24 protein-coding genes and 2 pseudogenes are annotated in these 19,905 nt (G+C 60.7%); 9 read left to right on the plus strand and 17 right to left on the minus strand.

The features are described 5' to 3' along the window. Positions 1 to 3: 3 nt before the first annotated feature. From JO965_RS28430 to zigA, 3 genes and pseudogenes are all read right to left on the minus strand, one after another. Complete coding sequence (locus JO965_RS28430) at positions 4 to 1,314, minus strand: hypothetical protein (RefSeq protein WP_203445400.1); 1,311 nt, start codon at positions 1,312 to 1,314, stop codon at positions 4 to 6. 25 nt (positions 1,315 to 1,339) lie between these two features. Then, positions 1,340 to 2,028, minus strand: a pseudogene (locus JO965_RS28435) (DUF1826 domain-containing protein). Further along, entirely contained in the window at positions 1,970 to 3,193 is a 1,224-nt protein-coding gene (zigA, locus tag JO965_RS28440) for a zinc metallochaperone GTPase ZigA (RefSeq protein ID WP_203445402.1), read from the minus strand. The pseudogene JO965_RS28435 and the gene zigA overlap by 59 nt, the downstream one beginning before the upstream one ends. A gap of 95 nt (positions 3,194 to 3,288) precedes the next feature. On the opposite strand from zigA, the gene JO965_RS28445 reads away from it, so the two are divergent. The 6 genes and pseudogenes from JO965_RS28445 to JO965_RS28470 all read left to right on the plus strand — a co-directional run bounded on the left by JO965_RS28445 (position 3,289) and on the right by JO965_RS28470 (position 7,307). Then, the gene (locus tag JO965_RS28445) at positions 3,289 to 3,702 is read left to right on the plus strand and encodes a Fur family transcriptional regulator (protein ID WP_203445403.1); all 414 of its coding nucleotides are present in this window, start codon (positions 3,289 to 3,291) and stop codon (positions 3,700 to 3,702) included. A 42-nt stretch (positions 3,703 to 3,744) separates the two neighbouring features. Further along, a pseudogene (locus tag JO965_RS28450) lies at positions 3,745 to 4,670 on the plus strand (metal ABC transporter substrate-binding protein). An 86-nt stretch (positions 4,671 to 4,756) separates the two neighbouring features. Continuing rightward, complete coding sequence (locus JO965_RS28455; protein ID WP_203445404.1) at positions 4,757 to 5,722, plus strand: GTP-binding protein; 966 nt, start codon at positions 4,757 to 4,759, stop codon at positions 5,720 to 5,722. 12 nt (positions 5,723 to 5,734) lie between these two features. Further along, positions 5,735 to 6,043, plus strand: a complete 309-nt coding sequence (locus JO965_RS28460; RefSeq protein ID WP_203445405.1) for a hypothetical protein — start codon at positions 5,735 to 5,737, stop codon at positions 6,041 to 6,043. A 24-nt stretch (positions 6,044 to 6,067) separates the two neighbouring features. Beyond that, complete coding sequence (locus tag JO965_RS28465) at positions 6,068 to 6,595, plus strand: transporter substrate-binding domain-containing protein (protein WP_203445406.1); 528 nt, start codon at positions 6,068 to 6,070, stop codon at positions 6,593 to 6,595. Positions 6,596 to 6,611: 16 nt separating this feature from the next. Continuing rightward, positions 6,612 to 7,307: an amino acid ABC transporter permease gene (locus JO965_RS28470; RefSeq protein WP_203445407.1), complete on the plus strand. Its 696-nt coding sequence runs from the start codon at positions 6,612 to 6,614 to the stop codon at positions 7,305 to 7,307. Between the two features lie 707 nt (positions 7,308 to 8,014). Here the strand turns inward: JO965_RS28470 and JO965_RS28475 are convergent. The 4 genes from JO965_RS28475 to JO965_RS28490 all read right to left on the minus strand — a co-directional run bounded on the left by JO965_RS28475 (position 8,015) and on the right by JO965_RS28490 (position 9,779). Next, the gene (locus JO965_RS28475; protein WP_203445408.1) at positions 8,015 to 8,296 is read right to left on the minus strand and encodes a SelT/SelW/SelH family protein; all 282 of its coding nucleotides are present in this window, start codon (positions 8,294 to 8,296) and stop codon (positions 8,015 to 8,017) included. A gap of 36 nt (positions 8,297 to 8,332) precedes the next feature. Continuing rightward, positions 8,333 to 9,031, minus strand: a complete 699-nt coding sequence (locus tag JO965_RS28480; RefSeq protein WP_203445409.1) for a hypothetical protein — start codon at positions 9,029 to 9,031, stop codon at positions 8,333 to 8,335. Between the two features lie 159 nt (positions 9,032 to 9,190). Further along, entirely contained in the window at positions 9,191 to 9,391 is a 201-nt protein-coding gene (locus JO965_RS28485; RefSeq protein WP_203445410.1) for a hypothetical protein, read from the minus strand. Between the two features lie 184 nt (positions 9,392 to 9,575). Next, complete coding sequence (locus JO965_RS28490; RefSeq protein WP_203445411.1) at positions 9,576 to 9,779, minus strand: hypothetical protein; 204 nt, start codon at positions 9,777 to 9,779, stop codon at positions 9,576 to 9,578. Positions 9,780 to 10,592: 813 nt separating this feature from the next. Here JO965_RS28490 and JO965_RS28495 point away from each other — a divergent pair. The 3 genes from JO965_RS28495 (at position 10,593) to JO965_RS28505 (ending at position 11,544) form a co-directional block, all read left to right on the plus strand. Further along, positions 10,593 to 10,940, plus strand: coding sequence for an integration host factor subunit alpha (locus JO965_RS28495; protein ID WP_203445526.1), 348 nt, complete (start codon positions 10,593 to 10,595; stop codon positions 10,938 to 10,940). Beyond that, the gene (locus tag JO965_RS28500) at positions 10,937 to 11,173 is read left to right on the plus strand and encodes a hypothetical protein (protein WP_203445412.1); all 237 of its coding nucleotides are present in this window, start codon (positions 10,937 to 10,939) and stop codon (positions 11,171 to 11,173) included. Before JO965_RS28495 ends, JO965_RS28500 begins: the two co-directional genes overlap by 4 nt. 101 nt (positions 11,174 to 11,274) lie before the next feature. Next, positions 11,275 to 11,544 carry a hypothetical protein gene (locus tag JO965_RS28505; protein ID WP_203445413.1) on the plus strand — a complete coding sequence of 90 codons (270 nt, stop codon included), beginning with the start codon at positions 11,275 to 11,277 and terminating at the stop codon, positions 11,542 to 11,544. 125 nt (positions 11,545 to 11,669) lie between these two features. On the opposite strand, the gene JO965_RS28510 is transcribed toward JO965_RS28505, so the two are convergent. The 10 genes from JO965_RS28510 to phnG all read right to left on the minus strand — a co-directional run bounded on the left by JO965_RS28510 (position 11,670) and on the right by phnG (position 19,785). After that, entirely contained in the window at positions 11,670 to 11,831 is a 162-nt protein-coding gene (locus tag JO965_RS28510) for a hypothetical protein (protein ID WP_203445414.1), read from the minus strand. Between the two features lie 797 nt (positions 11,832 to 12,628). Further along, a complete protein-coding gene (gene phnN / locus JO965_RS28515; protein ID WP_246777040.1) occupies positions 12,629 to 13,195 on the minus strand; it encodes a phosphonate metabolism protein/1,5-bisphosphokinase (PRPP-forming) PhnN in 567 nt (188 codons plus the stop codon). Next, a complete protein-coding gene (locus JO965_RS28520) occupies positions 13,192 to 13,911 on the minus strand; it encodes a DUF1045 domain-containing protein (RefSeq protein WP_203445415.1) in 720 nt (239 codons plus the stop codon). Before JO965_RS28520 ends, phnN begins: the two co-directional genes overlap by 4 nt. After that, on the minus strand, positions 13,911 to 14,654 hold the full coding sequence (gene phnL, locus JO965_RS28525) for a phosphonate C-P lyase system protein PhnL (protein WP_203445416.1): 744 nt from the start codon (positions 14,652 to 14,654) through the stop codon (positions 13,911 to 13,913). The genes JO965_RS28520 and phnL overlap by 1 nt, the downstream gene beginning before the upstream one ends. A gap of 54 nt (positions 14,655 to 14,708) precedes the next feature. Further along, entirely contained in the window at positions 14,709 to 15,914 is a 1,206-nt protein-coding gene (phnM, locus tag JO965_RS28530) for a phosphonate metabolism protein PhnM (RefSeq protein ID WP_203445417.1), read from the minus strand. Position 15,915: 1 nt separating this feature from the next. Next, positions 15,916 to 16,713 carry a phosphonate C-P lyase system protein PhnK gene (gene phnK, locus JO965_RS28535; RefSeq protein WP_203445418.1) on the minus strand — a complete coding sequence of 266 codons (798 nt, stop codon included), beginning with the start codon at positions 16,711 to 16,713 and terminating at the stop codon, positions 15,916 to 15,918. Continuing rightward, a complete protein-coding gene (locus tag JO965_RS28540; protein WP_203445419.1) occupies positions 16,710 to 17,657 on the minus strand; it encodes an alpha-D-ribose 1-methylphosphonate 5-phosphate C-P-lyase PhnJ in 948 nt (315 codons plus the stop codon). Before JO965_RS28540 ends, phnK begins: the two co-directional genes overlap by 4 nt. After that, entirely contained in the window at positions 17,654 to 18,760 is a 1,107-nt protein-coding gene (locus JO965_RS28545; protein ID WP_203445420.1) for a carbon-phosphorus lyase complex subunit PhnI, read from the minus strand. The genes JO965_RS28540 and JO965_RS28545 overlap by 4 nt, the downstream gene beginning before the upstream one ends. Next, entirely contained in the window at positions 18,761 to 19,366 is a 606-nt protein-coding gene (gene phnH / locus JO965_RS28550; protein ID WP_203445421.1) for a phosphonate C-P lyase system protein PhnH, read from the minus strand. Next, the gene (gene phnG / locus JO965_RS28555; RefSeq protein ID WP_203445422.1) at positions 19,363 to 19,785 is read right to left on the minus strand and encodes a phosphonate C-P lyase system protein PhnG; all 423 of its coding nucleotides are present in this window, start codon (positions 19,783 to 19,785) and stop codon (positions 19,363 to 19,365) included. The genes phnH and phnG overlap by 4 nt, the downstream gene beginning before the upstream one ends. Between the last annotated feature and the right edge of the window lie 120 nt (positions 19,786 to 19,905).

The following is a 19,905-nucleotide window of genomic DNA, read 5'->3' on the forward strand; positions in this document are numbered from 1 at the left end:
CGACTAGCTGCCGCCGCCGCTGGCGAGGTTCGCCGGCATGCCGTCGACGGGAAGATCGAGCCCTTGCTGGAGGCTGCCCAGGTTGTACTCGCGCACGCGCTTGTTCACCGGATCGCTGACGAAGGCGCTCTCGCCGACAACAGCGAGGTTGGGCGTCGGCGTCCTGGCGCCATAGGCGCAATCAAAGGCAGGGACGGCGTCGAACTGCGCCACCTGCTTCCAGGCTGGAGCCGCATCATAGATCCGCAGCTTGCCGTCAGCGGTCAGGTTCGCCACGCGTTTGCCGTTGGAGGCGACTTCGAACTGGCAGACCGCCTGTCCGTCGGGAACCTGGAAGATGTCCTCCGACTTAAGGGTTTCAGCTTTGGGATCGATGCGAAGAAGCGCATCATAGGGACCCTTGTTGCCATAGTTCGCGATCAAGTATTGGCCACCCTCACGCGCCTTGATGGTGGAGGAGCGACGATTGTCCGGATACGGCACGCGGCGTGACGTCCACTGACCGTTGGTCTTGGCAAGGACCAGTACGCCGCCAGCTTTGGCGTCGCCCTCGGGCCCCTGTGCGCAGCCGAAGACATGGACGTTGTTCAAGGACGCGTGACCGTGGAATTCCTTGCACGACTTCTGCGGGTCGGACAGATCCTCGAAGGAGGCCACGACCTTCCAGTCCTTGCCTTGGACAGCCTTGAACCCGTTCGAGCGAGAGCTCGCCTTCTGGTCGCCCTTGGCATACGGCTCATTGTGTGTCGAGACGATCCACTCGTCAGAGCCGAGCGCAAACGCAATCCCGTGCTGGGGTGCGGGACTCTTCCACGCGAGTGTCGTCGGCTTGGCCTCGCTCAAGGTGTCGAGCTTGATGAACGTGGCCTTAGGCTCGCTTGGACGTACCCACGGCCGTTGTCCGTCGAAGAACACGGCGAGCCAGCCATTCTCCGAGACCACGTGAGCCGGCACATCGCCGGTAAGCGTGTAGTCGAGCAGTTTGACCTCGCCCTTCTCCACGTCGATGTGATCACCATGAGACTCATACGTCAGGCCTGTGTCGAGGAAGCGGACCGTGCCGGCCTCGTCGCCCGTCTTGATGACGGTGTAGCGGCCATCTTCGGTTGTGGAGAGAACTGGATTGGCTTTCGGGACAGCGAAGCTGTGGGTCACCTCGCCGCTGTCGAGATCGAGAATGCTGACCTTTGGCTGCTCATGGTCGGCGAACACAAGCCGACCGCGGGAGACGGCATGATCGTGTGCCAAGGCAACGCCGCTGAGGACAATGAGGGACGAGCCGAGAGCCAGTCCAAGCTTGAGACGTCTGTGCATGAAGTTCTCCTTATCGAGTTGTGAATCAGGAATGACGAGGGGACCTATTGATTGCTAGGAAGAGCCGGGCGATGCCTTGCCGCTCGATTGGAGGTGAGCGGTGCAGAACACCGGGACGTTCCGCCGTTGCACCGCGAGAACCGCGCATGATGGCGACCCAACCGCGATCAAGCTGTCTGATGTGGTCACTTGAGATCGGGGAGCCCTGCGGGAGGGTGACGAGACATGGGGTGGCAACCACTGGGTGCCGGGACCGCGATAGGTCGTGACAAGCCGGTAGAACACGTTGTCGACGTGGAACTTGCGGCAGGCGTCATCTTCAATGACGTCGAGGCGCAGGCACAGACGCTGCGCTCCCGTAAGCTGCTCGAACATCAGCCCGAGAAAGCTCAAATCATTGACGAGCCACTCGGCCAGCCAGTCCGGTCCGAACTCAGCTTTGGCCAAGCGCAATGGCACCTCGCGCCGCAACGTCTTGAGATCGCCCTCAAGTCGCAACCGCGGGAGACGATGCACCGGCAGTGCATCGAGCTCGGCGACCACGGCCGGATCGAGCGTTCGCGGCAGGACGCCGATCGGGCCGGACCTGAGGGTCTGACGCGTCAGTCTCTCCCCGACGATCATTCCGGCCCCGGGTGCAGGGCGAATCTCGCGTTCATGCCGCATCGGCGCGTCCCCAGAACGGGAAGGGATCGCGCAGGTGCCGGTAGGCATTGGGATCGAAGCGCGTGGCGGTCGGTGATCCGGTTAGGCAGTCATCGAGCGCCGCACGGATGGCGGCTTCATTCATGCCCGTGCCGATGAAGACAAGTTCCTGGCGACGGTCGCCCCAGACCGGGCTCCAGTGCCGCTCCAGAAGCGCCTGCCATTCGGGATGATCGGGCCAGTGCTGTTTCGGGATCGCGCCCCACCAGTGCCCCATCGCTGTCACCCGCGCGATGGCGCCGGCCAGGGAAAACTCACCCACCCACTTCGGACGCGTGGCGAGCCAGAAATGCCCCTTGGCGCGGATCAGCCCCGGCCAGGTTCGGTTGATGAAGGCGTTGAACTTATCCGGGTGAAAGGGCTGTCTGGCGCGGTAGACGAAGCTCTGGATGCCGTACTCCTCGGTCTCCGGCACATGCTCGGCATGGCCGTAAAGCTCCTTGTACCAGAGCGGATGCTGCTGCGCCTTCTCCTCGTCGAACAGCCCGGTATCAAGGATGTCGGAGAGCGCGACCTTGCCGAAATCGGTCTCGATCAGGCGTGCATCGGGATTGAGCGCCACCACGACCTTGCGCACCAATGACAGCGTATCGGATGATATGTCCGACACCTTGTTGAGCACGACGACATCGGCGAACTCGATTTGCTCCACGAGCAGGTCGACGAGAGTCCGTTCATCGCCCTCGCCCGCTGTCTTGCCGCGGTCGCGCAGGAAGTCGTTCGAGCCGTAATCCTTCAGGAGATGCGCGGCGTCGACCACCGTCACCATGGTGTCGAGACGGGCGACATCCGAGAGGCTTTTTCCGTTCTCGTCCCGGAACGAGAACGTGCTCGCTACAGGCAAGGGCTCGGCGATACCCGTTCCCTCGATGAGCAGGTAATCGAAGCGTCCTTCCTCACTCAGGCGTCGTACCTCCGCCAGGAGATCGTCGCAAAGGGTGCAGCAGATGCAGCCGTTGGTCAGCTCCACCAGCCGCTCGTCCGTGCGGGAGAGATTGGCGCCGCCGTCACGCACGAGATCGGCATCGATGTTGACCTCGCTCATGTCGTTGACGATCACCGCGACCTTGCGGCCTTCGCGGTTGTTCAGGACGTGATTGAGCAAGGTGGTCTTGCCGGCACCGAGGAAGCCCGAAAGCACGGTGACGGGCAGGCGGCGGTCGGGAGCAGGCATCACGGCGATCTCCGAACGTTGGCTGTTGCGGCTCATGGGCGTATAGTATACTGTACTTAGCACGTACCATATAATGTACGTCAAGGTGCTCGCGCATGAATTTTGCAAAAACAGACGGTGAGGTTGCCCCTTCCGCCCTGAACCGTACGCAGCAGCGGGTCCACCGGATCCTGACCGAGGCCAAGCGGCCTCTCACGGCCTATGCCATCCTCGGGCAGCTCCGCGGGCAGACTCAAGCGACACCGCCGACCGTCTATCGATCCTTGGCCAAGCTCATCAGACATGGGCTGGTCCACCGCATCGAGAGCCTCAACGCCTATGTGGCCTGCCCTGGGCACCACGTCTCCGGCGCGGTGGCCTTCGCCATCTGCAGCCATTGCGGCTCCGTCACGGAATTCACCGACTCTCGGATCAGCTATCGGCTCCAGGCCTGGAGCCGGTCTCATGCTTTCCGGCTCCAGGATACGGCGGTCGAACTCAAAGGCCTTTGCGCCTCCTGTGCCACCTGACGCTATTTCCGCCTTGCTCAGCAACGTTCGAAAGGAAACTCTATGATCAGTCGTCGCTCCGCCCTTGCCGCTCTAGCGTCCGTAGCCTTTGCCCTCTCCAGCCTGACCGTCCCTGCCCTGGCCCAACCATCGAAGCTCAAGGCCGTCGCCTCATTCTCGATCCTGACCGATCTCGTGCAGCAGGTCGGCGGCGATCGGGTCGAGGTGACGTCGCTCGTTGGTCCCAACGGGGACGCTCACGTCTTCTCACCAACCCCGGCAGACGCGACGAAAGTCGCCAATGCCAAAATCGTCTTCGTCAACGGGCTTGGGTTCGAAGGCTGGATCAACCGACTCGTCAAATCCTCCGGCAGCAAGGCCTCGATTGTGACGGCCAGCACCGGCGTCAAAGCGCTCAAGAACGAGGAAGAGCATGGTCACAGCCAGACCGGCCACGACCATGGTGACCTTGATCCTCATGCCTGGCAGAATGTGGCGAATGCTAAGATCTACGTGTCCAACATCCGCGACGGACTGATCAAGGCCGATCCTGCCGGCAAGGAAGCCTATGAGGCCAATGCCAAGAGCTACCTGGGCAAACTCGATGCGCTTGACGCGGAGGTGAAGGCTGCCATCGGGGCGATCCCCAAGGAGCGCCGCAAGGTCATCACGACGCACGACGCCTTCGGCTACTTTACCAAGGCGTATGGCATGGAGTTCCTGGCGCCGCAAGGCGTCTCGACCGAGGCAGAGGCTTCGGCGGCGGATGTGGCCAAGATCGTCAAGCAGATCAAGGCCGCGCACATTCCGGCAGTGTTCGTGGAGAATATCTCTGATCCGCGGCTGATCGAGCAGATCTCCCGGGAATCGGGCGCAAAGATCGGCGGACGCCTCTATTCCGACGCCCTTTCTGGTCCGAGTGGTCCGGTACCTACATCGACATGATCCGCAACAATGTGAAGGCATTCCAGGCAGCCCTGTCCAGCTGATTCACGGGCACCATCGTCCCACCTCGGAGCGCGTCTGCGCTCCGATCCTTCCCGCGAAGGAAGAACTCGAGATCGGGAGCCATTTCATGACCGACAAGATTCCCGTCACCGTCCTCACAGGCTATCTCGGCGCCGGCAAGACCACCCTTTTGAACCGCATCCTCACCGAACAGCACGGCAAGAAATATGCCGTGATCGTCAACGAGTTCGGCGAGATCGGCATCGACAACGAACTCGTCGTCGGCGCCGACGAGGAAGTATTCGAGATGAACAACGGCTGCATCTGCTGCACCGTGCGCGGCGACCTGATCCGCATCCTCGACGGGCTGATGAAGCGCAAGGGCAAGTTCGACGCCATCATCGTCGAGACCACCGGTCTTGCCGATCCAGCCCCCGTGGCTCAGACCTTCTTCATGGACCAGGACGTGTCCGACACCGCGCGCCTCGATGCAGTGGTGACGGTGGCCGATGCCAAGTGGCTCTCCGACCGCCTGAAGGATGCGCCCGAGGCCAAGAACCAGATCGCCTTTGCGGACGTGATCATCCTCAACAAGATCGATCTTGTGTCCTCGGGTGAACTGGAAGAGGTCGAGGCGCGCATCCGCGCCATCAACCCCTACGCCAAGGCTCACCGGACCCAGAACTGCGCCATCCCGATCTCGGAAGTCCTCGACCGCAAGGCCTTCGATCTCGACCGCATCATCGAGCTCGAGCCCGACTTCCTGGAGGAAGGCCATCACCATCACCACGACGAGGAGATGCAGTCCATCTCCCTGAGGACGGAACGGGATCTCAACGCAGAACGCTTTCTGTCCTGGTACTCCGACCTGACGCAGGTTGAAGGCCCAAATATTCTGCGCTCGAAGGGCATCCTGTCGTTCAAGAATGATGATCAGCGCTTTGTCGTCCAGGGCATCCACATGCTCATCGATGGCGCACCACAACGTCCTTGGGAGCCGGGGGAACGACGCGAGCCTCGCTTGGTCCTGATCGGCCGGCACTTGGACGTCCCGAGCCTGCAAGCCCAGTTCCAAGCCTGCGCGGCCGAGTGAGGCTCGAATTCGATGGCCTTTATATACCGCCGCAGCGACGGCTCGACGGTAGACCCGAGCCGGGAGCTCGCGGATCTTGTGCGCACGGTCCTGACCCTCGGGCCTGACGCAAGCGTCTCGATCATGCAGATGAGCTGCGGCTGCACGGTCCCGGATTGCAGCGAGGTCGAGACGCAGATCATGTTTGCCCGACCTGATCCAGAGGGGCAGCGAGGCCAGTGGCAACGTCTGCGGATAGCAAAGTCGATGCGCAGTGTGACGGCTGAGGATCTGCGCTTGGCGGCTAGAAGCATACCGAGGATGCGGGCAGGATTTCCCTGAGCATCTGACTGCCGTTTGTCTGTCTTGAATTTCTTCACCTTTCACCAAACCAACTCACTAAAGGAATACAGTTATGCGAACGCTTGTCTTGCTGACGCTCGCAGCAATCACATTCGGGGTTGCCAGTCCGACCATGGCGCAAGAGAACCTTCTGTCACGTGTAAAAACGGCAAGTCTATTGGCACTTTGGCAGGCTCCATTACGGAGAAGGACCTGACCGAAAATCACGCGAACAAGAAACTGGATGTCCGCGCCTACGAGAATGCCACCCTCGCGCTGTCGGACCTCGCCATTGGACGGGCCGATGCGGTGATTTACTCAGACGACGCCGGTGCCTACATCGCAAAAATCAACAACCTGCCCGTTCGGCCCGCCGTGCCGGTCAACAGGGAGGTCAATGCGATGGTTTTCAAGAAGGGTGAAAAAGCGTTCGAGGAAGCGTTGAACGCCGCTTACACCTCGATACGCGACGACGGCACATATCGTGCGCTGTCGGCCAAGTGGCTGGGTACGGTGGACATGGTCGCCGAGCTCAAGAAAGCTGCTAACTAGATGAAGGCCAGCCTTCATGATTGATCTTATCATAAGGGCCTGGCCCCTCCTCGTCACCGGGACGATTGCGACGATGGGCCTGGGCCTTGCGTCCTACTTGCTGTCGCTGCCGATCGGGCTTCTTGTAGCTGTGTCAAGACTCTATGGGTCGCGGCTCGGAAGGCTCCTCTCCCGGGTCTTCGTTTCGTTCATGTGTGGAACGCCATTGCTGGTGCAGGTTCTGCTGCTCTATTATGGCCTTCCTCAGATGGGGGTCGTTCTTCCGGCTGTCCCTACCGTTATCGCGGCATTTGCTCTTCATTCAGGCGCCTTCATCGGAGAAGATCTACGCGGCGCGATCGACAGCGTCGACCGTGGCCAATGGGATGCCGGCGCCGCGCTTGGCGCCAAGCCTCATCTGGTGCTGCTTCTCGTTGTCCTTCCTCAAGCGTTGCGTGCCGCCGTTCCCACGCTCGGCACGCGGTTCATCGGGGCAATGAAGGAGACCTCACTCGCCTCCATTGTCACCGTTGTCGAGTTGACGCGTGTAGCGGAGAAGGTCGGGTCGTCCTCCTTCCGCTACCTGGAAATGTTCGTGATCGCGGCCGGCATCTACTGGCTGCTTTCGTTCGCAATTGCACGCCTCCAGGCTCTCCTCGAAAGCCGCCTCCGGCTTCAACACCGCGCCGCAGCTCCGCCCAACCCTCACCCGGTCATGGAGGCAGGCGCATGAGCTATGACAAGAAGCACGCAGCTGTTTATGAAGAGGACAGGGAACACGCCCTGCCACCGGGAGAGGTCGATGTTTGGCTGACCGAGATGCGTCGATTGGCGAGGCATTCTCCGCTACGGAGACGCCTGTCAGCTGACATCTTGGGATGAGAATATCGGGATTCAGGCAGCTTTGGACATTAATAGTGAGGCAAACGGGCCGTTTAATTTCTCACTTCAGATGCCAATTCTAATGCGGTGCCCTCTACGCTGTCGCCAATTCCGCCTCCAAAATCCGCGACCAATGTTGGACGGCCGCCGTCTCAAAAGAAATGTACAAAGCCATCCAGTTTCTCAATTCAAATGTATAATCTCAAATTACATGCTCAAAGCTAAGTGCTTGAAAACGCTCACCACGACGTCTCACACCAAGATGCCAACGGACAGGAGGCGCCGCTTCCAACGCTCATGTCGCGGCAGTTGAGCAGCGGCGGTCAGACACTTGGTCAGCCTGCGCTCGCCTGTCCTCGGCGACATCACTGTCGATGGTCCAATCACCTCTGTCCCTTGCTCTGGTTCTGGGGCTAATTTTGACGCCATCCACTGTTCAACAGCTGCGGAAGCCTTCCTCCGAGCCTTGCGTGCATTGGCTTTCGCACTTTCAGCTTTTGCGGGTGGACGTTGTCGGACCATGCGCTCCGGCGGATCATCAGCGGGTGCTGGCGCGGACTACCGGTCACTGTGACCAAGACTGCGTGCGGGATCCAACTGGTCGCGGACCCGCTGCTTCAGGATCTTAGCCTCAGGAAAGCCGCCATCACGCTTGCGATCCCAAATGATCTCGCCCTCATACGCGATCTGAAACATTCCGCCAGTCCCCGGCACGAGGGCCACTTCGCCGAGATCGGTTCCAAACGTCGAGAGGAGCTCCTGAGCCAGCCAGGCCGAGCGCAAAAGCCACTGGCACTGTGTGCAGTAAGTGATGGTGATCCGGGAACGCGTCATGGTCATCGTCCCAATCCAAGAACCTGGCCATGCTTCATGTCATCAGCGCTGCCGCGGCTGCAGAGAGCGCGCCAGCTCGCGAATGACCACATCCTCAATGCCGAGATCATCGATCTCCTCATCCGCTTTGGTTTCCGTCGTAGACACAAGAGCCTTCGCGGATCGAGGACCAGCCGCCGCCGGTGCTCCTGATCTCGCGGCCTCATGCGACCCTGGCCAAGCGGTGAGACGCTCCTCCAGCAGGTCGAGTAGGCTGTGGAGACCCGCATTCGTGACATCGGCCGCCAGTGCCTCCGGAGCGCGATCGAGGGCCAGGCGGCGGCGCTGGTAGGCGGTCTCAGCACTGACCTCCGGTCCGAACCAGGGCAGCGGAGGCAAGTCCTGCCCGTCCTCTGGCGCACCGGCTATCGCAACCAGATCAAGAGCAACGGGCCTGACGAAGTGAAGAGCCTGGATCTCGCGCGAGCCGAGCGAGAGCGTGGTCCGCACATACTTCACCTGGCCTTGGCTGACTGCGAGCAGGGCCAGCGCATGAGCCAGAGGCAGGTCGACCCGCTCCTCGACCGCTGCGCCCTCACCGGCCTCCAGGATCAGGCTGCTGCGGGTCTCCGCGATCTGCACGCAGGCACTGCGGGCGGGCTGGTCGGGGAAGTAGCCTTCCCGCACGCGCTCGCCTGCCCTCTCCTTCCGGATCAGGCGGGCCAGCGACGGAGCAAGGACAAAGTGACGAAGCCTGCGCACGCGATCGGATCTCCCTCACAGGCGGGCTGCCACTCCTGACAAAGAGAAGCGCCTCGCGGGTGCGAAGTCGCTTGAGGTCTCGGGAGGACCGGATCAGAATGCCCGATCAACGAGGCTGGGGCTGTACCGGAAAAGGCACAGGGGCCGAGAGATGCGCCCTCAGAGCCCGGCCAGCAGGAGGCTCAGGCCGATCAAGGCCGCAAAGCAGACACCAAATCGGACGGCCGCTTGCGTGAACGTCGGGGCAACAGGAGACAATGCGGGCGTTGCGACCTCTGGGTGGCGCATGGCAAACACCTTCAACACATTTAGCTGGTTCTGGAAAAGCAACAAAGGGCGGATCTGCGCCTCTGCCGGCATCTCTCTGCGTGATTTCCACGCTGCTGTCTGTAGCCGGCAGGACACACTGCCGGCCTTGATGCGGCCTGATCGGGCAGGCCTGCTCCAGTCGAAGCGGAAGCGCTTTGGCCCACCGCACGAGCAGGGCTCGTCATGCCTTTCAGTGAGCGACAGCGACAAGAACTGGGAGCAGTAAGAAGCGTGGCTACTCCTCTGTCGCCTCAGCCGGCTTGGCCGACGTTGACCGTTTGCGTGGCTTGCGCGTGTAGGAGTTCGGCCGGGTCATCGGCGCGGGCGGATCAGCGGGTTGCTCCGATCTGGTTGTCCGACTGCTGAAGAACACCATGCTGCCGGTCAGGACGAACAGGAACGGCATGACCAGGAAGGCGAAGATCTGAGGATCGGTCATTCTCATGAATTCCGTGGTGCCAGGAGTGTAGGCTGCCAGCCTTAGCACGCTCGTGTGGGTGCGCGACGCCGGCGAGTGCCCGACTGGCATGCGGAATTGTCGCCTCCGCTGAGCGGCCACCATCCAAGATGTGGGTCATTCCCTTGGCACATGAGCGTCCTGGTTGAGATTTTTTAGACAGTGCCTCAGCCGGGGGCGCTGTCACAAGGTGGTGCGCACGGATACGGCTTTCCTATGGGACGAAGGTATTCGCCGCAAGGCCGCGGCAACACAATCTCGCACCCAGATCGGCGGTCCGTCGACTGTTGGTCTTCACGGCCGGATGGCTGAGCCAACTTGGCCGTTTGAGGTGATATGCGGTCCGGCGCCCCGGCCGCTGTGGCCTCGCGCCGGGCGCGTGCAGGATCCACCCGATGAGCCGTTGGGCTGCTCCGCGCCCTTGAAGATCAGATCGCAGGCGGCGTTCCAGGCCGGGCCTTCGAATTTCGGCGCTATGGCACGATGGCAGGCATTGCCCGCATTCTACCGGTTCACCATGTCAGCCACGCGGCGCAGGGTTTTCATCACCTGTGCTTCAGCATCACTCGCTCGGTTGCGGCATCGGCATCGTGGATCTGTGTCTTCCCGGTCACAACTTTTAGGAAAGTTCATCACGCAAATTTCGTAATCGATTACATCGACGCCATAAGACTTCTAAACTCAAGCCAAAATGATAATGCCGCTGCGCGGTCCGCATCTACCCTGCGGCGCTGCTCCTCCCAAACTCAGGCTGCCGTTGCCGGCAGCCCTTTTCCTTCGAGTGGGGTTGTCCTGATGACCGGCAAGAGTGTCACGCGCGCAGAGCTCGCTGAGGCTGTGTACCAACGGGTTCCCGTGACTAAGGACCACGCGTCAGATCTGGTGGATCAGGTCCTTGAGACGATCTGCGCCACGCTCGAACAAGGCGAGAGTGTGAAGCTGTCGTCGTTCGGGGTCTTCACCGTACGCCAGAAGGGTAAGCGCACCGGCCGCAATCCCAAGACCAACGTAGAAGTGCCCATTGAACCTTGCCAGGTCCTTACGTTCAGCGCCTCGCCTCATCTCAAGGCCCGCATGAACCAGGCTTCTTCCTCCGCAGGTGCGCTCGTCTCGAAGGATATCAAGGAGAGCGAACCAGCATGACGAAAGGATCAAGACCGAAGCCGGATGAGAGCATCTCAAGCGTTGCTCTGTCCGGCTGCTTGATCGGCATCGCTGCTGTCGCCCTGCACCAAATTCACCATGCCATCACAAACTCTATCCCGGAACCTGTCTACACCCATGCCTTGACCGAGCTGATCGCGGGAGCTTCAGGTGATGCCATCCTGTTCGCCGCCATTGCATTTCTCAGAGGTCGGCTCAAGGCAAGACGTTAGGCGGATCAACCGTTCCTGCGGGAATCGTATGAGCGCGTATTGTCACAGTTGTCGGTTAAAGTCCTGCGTCTAAGATTTCCTGACCGTTTGTGGATGAGCTGATGTCTCGAGACGAAATCGAAGTGGTCGCTGCGGAACTCGCGCGGGCTGGCGGTATCCCGTGGTTTCCTGGACGGGAGCGCGGCCCCTTGAAGCCGATTGCGGAGCGGTACCGGGAGCGGGCGCGTATGGCGATCGAGGCCCTCGACCGCTATCGCGCGCTCAAGCAGGGCAAAGCCTTGGACAGTAACGTTGGGTGCCTACCGGCTGAGCGACAGCAGAGTTCCGGCGCCTGCCCTCGTGCTGATATCTCGGCTCGGGCTAAAGGCTAAGTTGGATGTCGCTCCCGTACCGGAGCGACGGATATGTTTTTATAGCGGATCTGATCGTCCGATGCTTCAGGCCTTACAGGCGGATCGGGTTCCGGCGTGACGGAGTGATCAGGCGCGACAGGTCATCAGGCTTTTTCCGAAATTGCTTTGAACATCGGGCTGGCCAAGCAAGCTCGCAAAGCGGCTTCGCGGAGCTGATCTTTCTTGTGTTCCTTCAAGTCCTCCATGTTGAAATGGCTGCGCGCTTCGAGCCAGTTCTCTTGAGTCTCAACTGCCAGGGCCTCCATCAGCCGGCCGCATGAATGTTAATGCTGTTTGAATCGTGGTTGTCGCTAAGCATATTGGAGTGAGATTCCTGATTCTGGGGCAGCCATGGACATTTTGGTGTCAGACTCTGAGGCTTTGGAATCGCAAGGTAACTGCCGAGGTAAGGCGACTTCGGGACTCCCCCTGCCCTGCTCCATTCCGGTTACCGCGATGCACTGCTGAGCATTGATGTGCGCTCAACGCTCCGATTGACGGTTGTCGCGTCAGGCTCACGCCGCTCCAAATCCAGACAACGTTGGTGAGCCGGAGTCTCAGGTTAACGGCTCAATGCCAACGCGAATCTCACGTCAAATGCCCAAACCTTTGTCTCATGATAACAACTAAGTCACTGAAACCATTGGATCGCCTGTCTCACGCTAAAATGCCCCGTAGCGACGTCTCATGTGCTCGCAAAACGTCCACTGATCGGTAGAACTCCACAACGTCTTATCAGGCTTGGTTCGGGTGCTTGGCAAAGCCGACAGGGTGGTGCGTTTTGACCAGAAAGGTATCACGCCTGAATCCTCCGTCAGGGAAGCGTACCTTGCTGATGCCGACGAATAGCATGAGCGCAGAAGCAGCCATATGTCAGAGGATGATCGTGACCTGTCTTCTGCCTTTTGCACAAAACGCCAGATCTCTCCCCGCCGAACGGGGTGCCGATTCTTCTGCCGGAGCGCTCGAACACAAGCAGAGCTTGCGCTGACCTCAACAAGTCCCTGAGCCAGCGGCTAATCCTGGGCGCAACAAGGCTGCGCTACCTGCGCCATGGGCCGCCTCAGGTCGTGTTATCCGCTTGGGCGATGAGCACAGCGAGAAGGCATTGGCCAGCACTCTCGGGGGAACCTGAATTGTCGATCTGCAGCACATCGTCACCTTCGACACTTTGCTGTTCACCTCTGGCAAGACGCTGCCGGATGCTCTCCGGGTCTTCGCGGCCCCGCCCGGCCAGACGCTGCGCGAGGAGGTCCAAAGGTGCGGTCACGTTGACGACAAGCACTTGCGGATACCGCCGTCGCGCTTCGGACAGAACAGCCCGTGAGCCGTTGGCAACGACGACGTCGCCGCGCTCGAGCCACGCGTTGATGGCCGAGGGGAGTCCGTAGGACAGGCCATGGGCCTGCCAGTGCAGCGCGAAGGCGCCTGCGCGAACCCGCCGCTGGAACGCGTCACCGTCGAGCGGTTCATGGTCCTCGCCGACCGCGGCCGGCCGGCTGATAACACGGCGCACGAAATGCACGTGGCGCTCGGTTTGAAGTCGGCCGCGGGCGTAGTCGATCAGCGTGTCCTTGCCGGCCCCGCTTGGCCCGACGACCAGGATCAGTCTGCCCCGCAGCGCCATCATGGGCCGCCGAGCGCCGCTGCGACCGCCGCGCCGCTGTGGAAGGCGAACTGCGAGCGGACCATGAAATCGGCTTGATCGTGCTCCTGCACGAACAGGGATAAGGTATCGATGCGGTAATCCTCGGACAGATACGATTGGAAGACTGGCTCCACACGCTGTCTGATCCCGGCGCGCTCCGCTGCGGGAATGCGGTCGGTCAGCGTCAGATGAAACCGGAAGCGATCGCGCACATAAGGATAGCCCCATTGCACGAGATGGGCGGTCTCGGTCTCATCGAGCGGACTTTGCAGCCGCCGTTGCAGTTCCGATGCATTCATCGGGGCCCGGAAGCCGTCGAACTCTTCCACGATCTGCGCCGCCAAACCCCGCAAGGCCGGGATCGGACTGGCGGGAACGAGCGCGAAGAAGCCGCCGAGCAGATCGATCCTCAAAGGCCCGATCGGGCACGGCGGCCGTGACGCGGCAAACTGGCTGAGTGCCCGTTCCAGATCCGCGACCGAGGCGCCGTCGCGCAACCGGAAGGGGGCCTTGAGCGTGGCGTGAAATCCATAGCGGCGTGGCTCGGATGTGAATGCGAGGGCGGCCGTTCCACCCGCGCTACAGGCACCAGGCGCGAAAGCATCGCGGCCCAGCCATGAACTCGCCGCCACGGTCAGCGGATGCTCACGAGCCGGTGTGTAGTAGATGGCGTAGCGAGAGCTGGATGGTTCCGACATCAGGCGCCCGCCTCCGCCACGGCCAGCACAGCCGTGGTGGCCGCTTGAGTGCCGATCTCAAAGAGCCGGTCAGCGACGGCCTCGCGCACCTCCGCGTCGTGGAAGATGCCGACGATGGCGGTCCCGCGCGCCTTGGCCTCGGTGATCAGCGCGACCACGGTCTGCCGGTTGGCGGCGTCGAGCGAGGCGGTCGGCTCGTCGAGCAGGAGCACCGGATAGTCGACGATGAAGCCGCGGGCGATGTTGACACGCTGCTGCTCACCGCCCGAGAAGGTGGCGGGCGCCAACGACCAGAGACGCTCAGGGATGCGCAGCCGCGTGAGCAGGGTTCGGGCGCGCGCCTGGGCCGCCTCTACGGGCAGGCCGGTGGCGACCGCCGGCTCGGCGACGACGTCGAGGGCGGCGACGCGCGGGATGACGCGCAGGAACTGGCTGACATAGCCGATCGTGCGGCGGCGGATCTCCACCACCTCCCAGGGCTCGGCGGCCAAGAGATCGACGGTCGCGCCCCGATGCTTGACCAGGATCTGACCGGCATCCGGCTTGTAGTTGGCATAAAGCGAGCGCAGCAGCGTCGACTTGCCGGCGCCGGATGGCCCGTGCAGACAGACGCATTCGCCGGCTTTGACCGTGAGGTCGATATTATCGAAGACCGGCAGGACGATGCCGCCCTGGGTATGGAGCGTGAAGGTTTTGGAAAGGCCAACGGCGCGAAGCGCGGCGTTCGTTAGCACGAATTTCATGGAACGGTTCTCCCGGTGTCTGGTCGAAGACAACGTCTTGTGATCTGCGTTCTGTCAAAAGACCTGCCGGCCTTCTTTCCAGACTCTTCGGACAAGCGGAATGTCGTTGATCTCAGTGACGTGGCAGAGATCGGCTCGGCTGCCGATCTTGATCGCGCCTCTGTCGGCAAGGCCGGTCGCCGAGGCAGGGGCTGAACTGACGGTAGAGATCGCCTGTGGCAAGCTCATTCCGACCGGATCTCTGGTCAACTGAAAAGCTCCATGCAGCAGGCTCGCCGGAACGTAATCCGAGGCGAGGATATCGAGATGTCCGGTTGTCGCCAAATCCCGAGCGCTTACGTTTCCCGAATGCGAGTTGCCGCGAACGACGTTGGGTGCGCCCATCAGGACACGAACGCCGAGCGAGTGCGCCATTTCCGCCGCAGCCCGCGTCGTCGGAAATTCGGAGATCAGCACACCGGCAGATTTTGCCTCTCGCACGTGCTCGGGTGTTTCATCATCGTGGCTGGCGATCGGCAGTTGCCGAGCACGGGCAAGCGCGACGATCCGGGCTTGATTTTGAGGTCCGATCGTTCGGGACGCGTCCATCCATGCTTCAATACGGCGGTCGGCATCCTCTTCCGACCAGCCGTACTGCGTGATCTGCATCTCGCGGAAACGGTCGAGTTGCGGCGACTGACGATGACCGGGGGCGTGATCCATCACCGAGACGAGCTTCACAAGCGGATCGTCCACCAACGGCGTGAATCTGGACAGAACGTCCTCGTCCGTCACCTCACAGCGCAGATGTAGAAGATGGTCCGCTCGAAGCACGCCACAGTCCTGGGCTTTATGGATGCCATCGACGAGGATGGGCAGAATGCGAGCCCGATCGTCTTGCTTTCTGTGATCGCGGGTCGTTGATCCGATGCAAAGGGAATCGAAAACTGTCGTAATGCCCGCTGCGGTGACCAGGGCATCATGCGCTACAACAGCGGACAGCGGATTCCAAACTACTCCGGCCCGCGGTAGAGCATGCTTCTCCAGATTGTCGGTATGAAGGTCGATGAGACCCGGTATCAGATAGCCTCCTTCGAAATCGATCGCACCTGCCACCTTGCTTCTTCCCGGGGCGATGTCATTGATGTAGCCGTCAACGACATGGACGGTTCCTTCATAAATCTCGTCCAACAAGACGAGCCTTGCGCCGGTCAAGGTCAGTTCGTGGTTGATGGAGCGTTTGACCGCCACACCCGACGAGGAAGTGTCAATTCCGAACATTTTAAAGCACCGATGATACTAGAAGTTGCGTGTAGGCGTGATGCGGATCATCCAGGACCTGGTCTGCCAAACCGGTCTCCACAACGTTACCCCGCCACATCACGATGATCCGGTCCGCCAATAGCCGGGCAACGGAAAGATCATGGGTGACGATCACTGCCGAAATCCCAAAATCCATGACCAACTGTCGCAGCAGATCCAACAGCCGAGCCTGGACCGAGACATCGAGCCCGCCGGTCGGCTCATCCATGAAGACGAGGCGCGGCTTGGTGACGAGAATTCTGGCGATCTGCAGACGTTGCTGCATGCCGCCGGAAAAGGTTCTCGGGTGATGATCGGTGCGCCGCAGATCAATCTCGACCCGGGCGAGCCAATTCTGAGCTTCTTCGCGTATGCGGCCATAGTGCCGGGCGCCGATGGCCATCGGTCGCTCGCCTATGTTACCGCCTGCGCTGACTTCTATTCTGAGGCCATCGCGCGGATTCTGGTGCACGAGTCCCCAGTCGGTACGCATCAGCTTGCGCCGCTCTGGTTCTGATAAGGTCAGAATATCCGTTGGCCCCTTGTCATTGAGATCGTAAACCACCGACCCGGTGTCCGGCATCAACCGTCCCGAAAGGCAGTTGAGCATGGTCGACTTGCCGGATCCGGATTCGCCGACGATGGCAATGATCTCCCCTGGAAAGAGATCGAAGGAAATGTTCTGGCAGCCGATCGTCTTTCCATAGCCCTTTGTAAGATTTTGCACGGAGAGCAGTGGCTGGCGGCGATTGGATTGGACCTGAATTGCAGTGCTCATCGTGGTTGCGATCCCTTTTCGGTTTTCGACGTCGGGAGCGATTCCAATGGGACCTGGCCTTCACCCTCCGGTCCAGTGTGACCATGGTCTCGACGGGTTGCGCAGTAGTCGGTGTCCGAGCAAACGAACATTCGCTGCCCGCTGTCATTCACGACGATCTCGTCGAGGTAACTGTCGCTTGCTCCACAAAGCGAGCAACATTGCCTCCATTTCTGCACCCGGAACGGATGATCTTCGAAGTCGAGATTCTGCACTCGCGTATACGGTGGGACGGCATAGATTCGCTTTTCGCGGCCTGCGCCGTAGAGCTGAATCGCCGGATTGTCCGCGACCTTCGGATTGTCGAATTTGGGAATCGGCGACGGCGACATCAGATAGCGCCCGTTGGTCATCACCGGATAGCTATGAGCAGTGGCAATATGGCCGAAGCGCGCGATGTCTTCGTAAAGCTGGACGCTCATCAAGCCGTACTCTGCATAGGCATGCATCTTTCGCGTTTCAGATTCCCTCGGTTCCAGACTGCGCAACGGTTCCGGCGAAGGGACCTGGTAGACGATGACCTGACCCTCTCTGAGAGGCGTTTCGGGCACGCGATGGCGTGTCTGAATGATTGTGGCTGCGGCGGTTTGTTCGGTCGTCTCGATTCCAGCCACGCGCTTGAAAAATCGGCGGATCGAGACCGCGTTCGTGGCGTCGTCCGCACCTTGGTCGATCACCTTGAGCGTGTCGTTGGGGCCGATGACACTGGCGGTCACTTGTATGCCGCCGGTGCCCCACCCGTAGGCGAGCGGCATTTCGCGGCTGCCAAACGGAACCTGCAGGCCAGGAACGGCCATCGCCTTCAAGATGCACCGACGGATCATCCGTTTGGACTGCTCGTCGAGATAGGCAAAGTTGTAGGCTTGGCGGCCACGCTTGGCCACATCTTCACGAGCGCCAGTCATTCCGCCGCCTCCTTGGTTGAACGGCTGCCGACCTGCTCCTCGCGCAGCTGTCGGATGAACTGCAGGTCACCCTGAAAATCGACGTAGTGAGGCAAGGTCAAATGTGAAACAAACCCAGCCGCCTCGAGATTGTCGGTATGAGAAAGAACGAATTCTTCGTCCTGCGCGGGGTATTTCACATCCTCGCCGTATTCGCGGGACCGCAATGAGCGATCGACGATCGCCATTGCCATCGCCTTGCGCTCGCTCTTTCCAAAGGAGAGACCATATCCCCGCGTGAAGCGTGCCGGCTCATCGTCCGAGCCGGCAAACAAGTCCAGCATCTGGCATTCGGTGACGGTGATGTCCCCTATCGACACGGGAAAGCCCAGTTCCTCCGGAACGACCTCGATCGCGACGTCTCCGACCCGTGTTTCGCCGACATAGGGGTGGGCAGTGCCATAGCCGCGCAGGGCGGAATAAGCCAATCCCACGATAAATCCTTCATCGCCACGCGCAAGATTCTGCAAACGCTGATCGCGACCGGCCGGCAATGCCAGGGGCTCTCGCGTCAGATCGAAAACCGACGCTTCGTCAGCCGCAGGCAATTCTGCCTCGATCAGGCCTTCGTCGGAGATGCTGTCGAAAGCACGCGGACAATTGGCGTCGAGTGGGGTCGCAGCTATTTCCGCTTTCGGCTCCTCGAGCTCAGCGTTGTCGAGGAGGTCGAAATCAAGCAGCCGATGCGTGTATTCGTAGGTCGAACCGAGGACCTGCCCTCCAGGAACGTCCTTGAAGGTCGCGGAGATCCGTCGCTGGATGGCCATCCGATCCGTATCGAGCGCATTCGATACCGCGAAGCGCGGTAACGTCGTCCGAAACGCCCGGAGGAGGAAAATCGCCTCGACTGCGTCACCCTGGGCCTGCTTCAATGCCAGGGCCGCAAGCTCTCTGTCGTAGACAGAGCCCTCGCACATCACCCGATCGACAGCGAGACCGAGTTGCTCGGCGATCTGAGAAACCGTAAGTTCGGGAACTGCGGGATCGCCCCGTCTATCCTCTGCGATCAAACGGTGCGAGTTGAGGATAGCCTGCTCGCCTCCTTTTACAGCCACATAAGCCATTTAGATCTCCACCGATATGCTGCGAGGAAGCGCAATGATTGCGTTTCCGGCGGTAAAGAGGACATCGACCCCGATCGGGTAACAGTCCTGATTGAGCTGCCACTCTTCCCAAAACCAAGAGGGAAGCCCCTCAATGGCGGCGGAAACCTCGTGCTGGATCCCGGGGCCCCGCCATCGAACCGAGGGACCGCCGGTAAAGGAGGGCACCTGGACAACAATGGTCGTCGCGGTCTGCGGCTCCAACTCGGTTCCGAGGTGAAACTCTGCCAGGCGTGGCATTGTCGTCGGATCCGCCACGATGGCAAATGCCGCTTCGCCGGCGCCATCCACGAACGGCGTCCCGCAGTGAAATCCAAGGAAATTGCGGACGTCGCCGTGATTGGATCGGGAATCGAGCCAAACCGGCGTTTCGAAGTCTGCCAATGTGAGGCAAGCGGAGACGGTGCCCGGATTGAGCGGCCCAACTGCCGTAGCTTCAGAGCCGAGCGTTTGCGGGCGGCCTACATAAGCGTAGGCATCCAGGATACGGCGGAACGTGTCTTGGCTATCGAAGATAGGATTTGTGAATCCGGGCTGGATCCCGGAAGTGTCCATAATGCTGCTCATTCCGGACTCGTGCCTCGCGCCATTGCAAAAAAATCGACCTTTGTTGAAGCCGCCTTGCGGCTCTTGAGCTCACGGCGGCTCGCTTGCATTGCTTCAAATCGAGCGACCAATTCGCGGCTCTCGGTCGCGACATCATCCGCCCGTTGCAGGAGCGCATCGAAGACTGCCGCCAGTTCCGCATGGCGCTGGTCGCGTCCGAGCACGAAGGCGAACCCCGTCGTGCCATCGGCTAGCCTCAGGGCACATCGGGTCATCGTGACCTCACCGAGGTTGAACGGGCTGCCGGTACCGCCTGCGCGTCCACGCACCAGCACGAGGCCGATCTCGGGCCGACGCAGCCATTCATAATGAGGCGCGATGGGCAGATCGTTCCATGCGCGTTCAAGGTCATCGCACTTGGTTCGCGCCAGAACCGCCATCCATCGCTGTCTGTTTTCAATTTGATTGCGCACTTGCATCCGCTGCTTCGATTGCAGGCCTTGGCCAAGGCCAGGCCTAAGTTGATACCTAGATGTCTAGGTATCTATTTAGATGTTCTT

It is taken from the genome of Microvirga sp. VF16, assembly GCF_016864375.1.
Taxonomy (GTDB): Bacteria; Pseudomonadota; Alphaproteobacteria; order Rhizobiales; family Beijerinckiaceae; genus Microvirga.

What these genes read in the sequence shown, in the direction of transcription:
- phnK (WP_203445418.1), bottom strand. Translation starts at nt 16,713, where the DNA reads ATGAGCACTGCAATTCAGGTCCAATCCAATCGCCGCCAGCCACTGCTC.
- phnL (WP_203445416.1), bottom strand. Translation starts at nt 14,654, where the DNA reads ATGAAATTCGTGCTAACGAACGCCGCGCTTCGCGCCGTTGGCCTTTCC.
- JO965_RS28430 (WP_203445400.1), bottom strand. Translation starts at nt 1,314, where the DNA reads ATGCACAGACGTCTCAAGCTTGGACTGGCTCTCGGCTCGTCCCTCATT.
- JO965_RS28490 (WP_203445411.1), bottom strand. Translation starts at nt 9,779, where the DNA reads ATGACCGATCCTCAGATCTTCGCCTTCCTGGTCATGCCGTTCCTGTTC.
- JO965_RS28510 (WP_203445414.1), bottom strand. Translation starts at nt 11,831, where the DNA reads ATGGAGGCCCTGGCAGTTGAGACTCAAGAGAACTGGCTCGAAGCGCGC.
- JO965_RS28455 (WP_203445404.1), top strand. Translation starts at nt 4,757, where the DNA reads ATGACCGACAAGATTCCCGTCACCGTCCTCACAGGCTATCTCGGCGCC.
- phnM (WP_203445417.1), bottom strand. Translation starts at nt 15,914, where the DNA reads ATGTTCGGAATTGACACTTCCTCGTCGGGTGTGGCGGTCAAACGCTCC.
- JO965_RS28545 (WP_203445420.1), bottom strand. Translation starts at nt 18,760, where the DNA reads ATGGCTTATGTGGCTGTAAAAGGAGGCGAGCAGGCTATCCTCAACTCG.
- phnH (WP_203445421.1), bottom strand. Translation starts at nt 19,366, where the DNA reads ATGAGCAGCATTATGGACACTTCCGGGATCCAGCCCGGATTCACAAAT.
- phnN (WP_246777040.1), bottom strand. Translation starts at nt 13,195, where the DNA reads ATGATGGCGCTGCGGGGCAGACTGATCCTGGTCGTCGGGCCAAGCGGG.
- JO965_RS28470 (WP_203445407.1), top strand. Translation starts at nt 6,612, where the DNA reads ATGATTGATCTTATCATAAGGGCCTGGCCCCTCCTCGTCACCGGGACG.
- JO965_RS28445 (WP_203445403.1), top strand. Translation starts at nt 3,289, where the DNA reads ATGAATTTTGCAAAAACAGACGGTGAGGTTGCCCCTTCCGCCCTGAAC.
- JO965_RS28460 (WP_203445405.1), top strand. Translation starts at nt 5,735, where the DNA reads ATGGCCTTTATATACCGCCGCAGCGACGGCTCGACGGTAGACCCGAGC.
- phnG (WP_203445422.1), bottom strand. Translation starts at nt 19,785, where the DNA reads ATGGCGGTTCTGGCGCGAACCAAGTGCGATGACCTTGAACGCGCATGG.
- JO965_RS28505 (WP_203445413.1), top strand. Translation starts at nt 11,275, where the DNA reads ATGTCTCGAGACGAAATCGAAGTGGTCGCTGCGGAACTCGCGCGGGCT.
- JO965_RS28540 (WP_203445419.1), bottom strand. Translation starts at nt 17,657, where the DNA reads ATGACTGGCGCTCGTGAAGATGTGGCCAAGCGTGGCCGCCAAGCCTAC.
- JO965_RS28495 (WP_203445526.1), top strand. Translation starts at nt 10,593, where the DNA reads ATGACCGGCAAGAGTGTCACGCGCGCAGAGCTCGCTGAGGCTGTGTAC.
- JO965_RS28485 (WP_203445410.1), bottom strand. Translation starts at nt 9,391, where the DNA reads ATGCCGGCAGAGGCGCAGATCCGCCCTTTGTTGCTTTTCCAGAACCAG.
- JO965_RS28520 (WP_203445415.1), bottom strand. Translation starts at nt 13,911, where the DNA reads ATGTCGGAACCATCCAGCTCTCGCTACGCCATCTACTACACACCGGCT.
- zigA (WP_203445402.1), bottom strand. Translation starts at nt 3,193, where the DNA reads ATGCCTGCTCCCGACCGCCGCCTGCCCGTCACCGTGCTTTCGGGCTTC.
- JO965_RS28500 (WP_203445412.1), top strand. Translation starts at nt 10,937, where the DNA reads ATGACGAAAGGATCAAGACCGAAGCCGGATGAGAGCATCTCAAGCGTT.
- JO965_RS28475 (WP_203445408.1), bottom strand. Translation starts at nt 8,296, where the DNA reads ATGACCATGACGCGTTCCCGGATCACCATCACTTACTGCACACAGTGC.